Source organism: Spirosoma spitsbergense DSM 19989, assembly GCF_000374085.1.
Classification (GTDB): domain Bacteria; phylum Bacteroidota; class Bacteroidia; order Cytophagales; family Spirosomataceae; genus Spirosoma; species Spirosoma spitsbergense.
In genome coordinates this window covers 1-2,602 of the sequence record NZ_KB893495.1, presented here as the reverse complement: position 1 = coordinate 2,602, position 2,602 = coordinate 1, and the positions used below count along the sequence as shown (strand labels likewise).

Annotated in this window: 1 protein-coding gene and 2 pseudogenes; 2 read left to right on the top strand and 1 reads right to left on the bottom strand. The window is 42.4% G+C overall.

Going from position 1 to position 2,602, the window contains the following annotated elements:
* The first annotated feature begins 74 nt into the window (after positions 1–74).
* The gene (locus tag B157_RS35100) at positions 75–524 is read left to right on the top strand and encodes a hypothetical protein (protein WP_020603453.1); all 450 of its coding nucleotides are present in this window, start codon (positions 75–77) and stop codon (positions 522–524) included.
* Between the two features lie 244 nt (positions 525–768).
* Here B157_RS35100 and B157_RS39710 read toward each other — a convergent pair.
* A pseudogene (locus B157_RS39710) lies at positions 769–864 on the bottom strand (transposase); the annotation flags it as partial.
* Positions 865–978: 114 nt separating this feature from the next.
* Here B157_RS39710 and B157_RS37115 point away from each other — a divergent pair.
* Positions 979–2,206, top strand: a pseudogene (locus B157_RS37115) (ISLre2-like element ISRsl1 family transposase).
* Positions 2,207–2,602 lie beyond the last annotated feature (396 nt).

The following is a 2,602-nucleotide window of genomic DNA, read 5'->3' as shown; positions in this document are numbered from 1 at the left end:
CGAGGGCATGTAATTCTTCTCTGGTCATGGGAACAAGGGCTTTTTGAGGCTATGTCAACAAGATACTGGTATTTTTGAAATGCACCCAAACGGAGGTTATTGATTACAACAAAAAAAATGGGTATGATTTTGAGAAATACATTGTTGGTAAATTCAATAGAAAATTTTTTAAGATTAAAGAGTGGTCAGGTGATAAATATGTGGCCGGTAGTTATGCTGAAACAACCACACATCCGGATATCCTGTTCGAGTTTATGCTGGGCAATAAAAGAGAAAATTTTTCGGTAGAATGTAAATGGAGAAGTAGACATTACAACGACGGTATTGAGTTTTCGACCCCAGAACAACTGAAGCGATATAAAAAATATGAGCTAGATAAAAAAGTGAAAGTCTTTATTGATCTTGGGATAGGCGGTATGGGAAAAAGTCCTGAAAATATATTCATGATACCTCTTGAAAAAATTGATTCACATTTCATATCAATTAAAAAACTAAAGCAGTTTGAGAAGAAAAAAGCAGTTTGAGAAGAAAAATGAAGGGAATTTCTTTTTCAATGCAGAAACAAAGGAGATAAATTAATCAAGCCTTTTATGACAACGATAGCACAATTTGGTCTTCTATACACAAGCTAATTTAGATTTCGACTAAACCGTCTTTGTTAACGATAGCAAAGCGGAGTACCAATAACCGTTCGAGTTGGACACGATACGGCTCTAAATGGCCTAAAAAAGCCATTACCCGCTCTTTAAAAAGATCGAACGCTGGATCGTATACCGAATCAATCACTTTCTGGCGCATGAATTTCCAGAGCCGTTCGATGGGATTTAGGTTGGGCCAATAGCCGGGCAGAAAATGTAACTCGATGGGCTTGTCGGAAAGCTACTCGGCGACTTGTTTACTGACGTAATAACGAGCCGAATCACAGTAAATATGAACGGGTGCAATTCAGATTGTCGCCTTCTAGTGTTAACTTAGAGTATGGATAACAACCTGACGCTACCCTTCACTGAGGAAGAATACATGGCTCTAGCCCGCCAAAAATACCAAGACCTTAAAGCCCTTAAAAATAAACCTACTTTCTACGACTACGAGAAGTCATTCGAGGAAATTTGGCAGGATTTAGGTCGGCAAGTCTTAGAGAAAAGCCTAAGCCAAGTACCGGCTGACCGGCGTAAAAAAAAAGATGATGACTCGTTTTGGTAGCGTATAAATAGCTAATAGTGAACTGTTTAGCCATCACCCGAACGGATTTGGTATTAGTCCATATTTACAAGAAAAACTGGTTTTTCTGGGCCAGTTTGAGGTCTATCAACAAGCCGCTGAATTGGCTCAAACTCTGTTTGGCTTACGGGTCGGTCCTAGCCAAATTGACCGCCTAACCAAGTATTATGGAGCGGCTATCAGTCCCGATTTAGACCAGGTCGCGCTAGACCAGCCAATGGCGCTTCAGGAAGCTATAGTCGAGCCAGTAGGGGTCGTCTATGCACAGGCTGACGGAGCGATGTTGCTGACCGATGAAGGCTACAAAGAAGCTAAATTGGGTCGTATTTTTGCGGCCACAGCCCTCCGATCTAGTGTGGTTGAGGAACGTGGGGGGCACATTGACTCCTCTCTATTCGTAGCCCATCTAGGGGCTTCGTCTGAATTCATGGCCAAATTCGAGTGCCAACTAGCTCCCCATAAAGCACTTGGTCAAGACTTGGTTTTTATCAGTGATGGGTCGGTTTGGCTTCGTCAAATGATGGAAAATTCGTGTCCCAAAGCTACCCTGATTTTAGATATGTACCATGCGCTGAGTTATATTGGCCAAGCCAGTAATGCCGCTTTTGGCACGAGTAAAAAGGCCAAAGATTGGTTTGGAGAGCAGCGCACATTGCTGTTAGAAAGTCGCTTAGATAGCGTTTTGTGTAATATTAAGGCGTTATCGATGGGGGGAAGACTCCAGGATTCGATCTGTTCTTATTTGGAATCTAATCGTGACCGGATGGATTATAAAGCGTACCGGGAACGGGGCTTATTAATCGGTTCAGGGGCTATTGAATCAGCCCACCGAACGGTCATGCAACGACGGTTGAAGCGATCAGGTCAACGGTGGAGTATTAGAGGAGCACAACAAGTCTTGAACTTAAGAGTGTGCTTTATGAGCGACCGATGGGACTTGGTTCGCCACCATATCGAACCACTAAACTACGCAATGACAGCGTAGAGACAATTTGAATTGCACCCAACTGATTCATAGTAAGAAAATAAAAAATCAAATCTTCAATTTAAAGCCAAACAGACAAGCAACTGTAATTTTCGTCTTCGGTATCATTTTAACGTTGACAATATTTTATGGACTAACGAATCATTTTGAGGGAGTAACGATACCAATAAAATATAAGGTACTGATGGCTTTGTTGCATGGCTTTTGACCTCCCTGAAAAAGCCCCAGTTCAGCACAATCGAGGGGCACAATTGTCGAAAATAGGTAAGCGGTTTGGTCTAAATGGAATACTGACCTATCCGGGTGCAATTCAAATTGTCGCAACCATGTCGTAGCTTAGGGCATGCCTGACGAACACTCCCTGCCCTTCACCGAAGAAGAATATGTGGCTTTGGC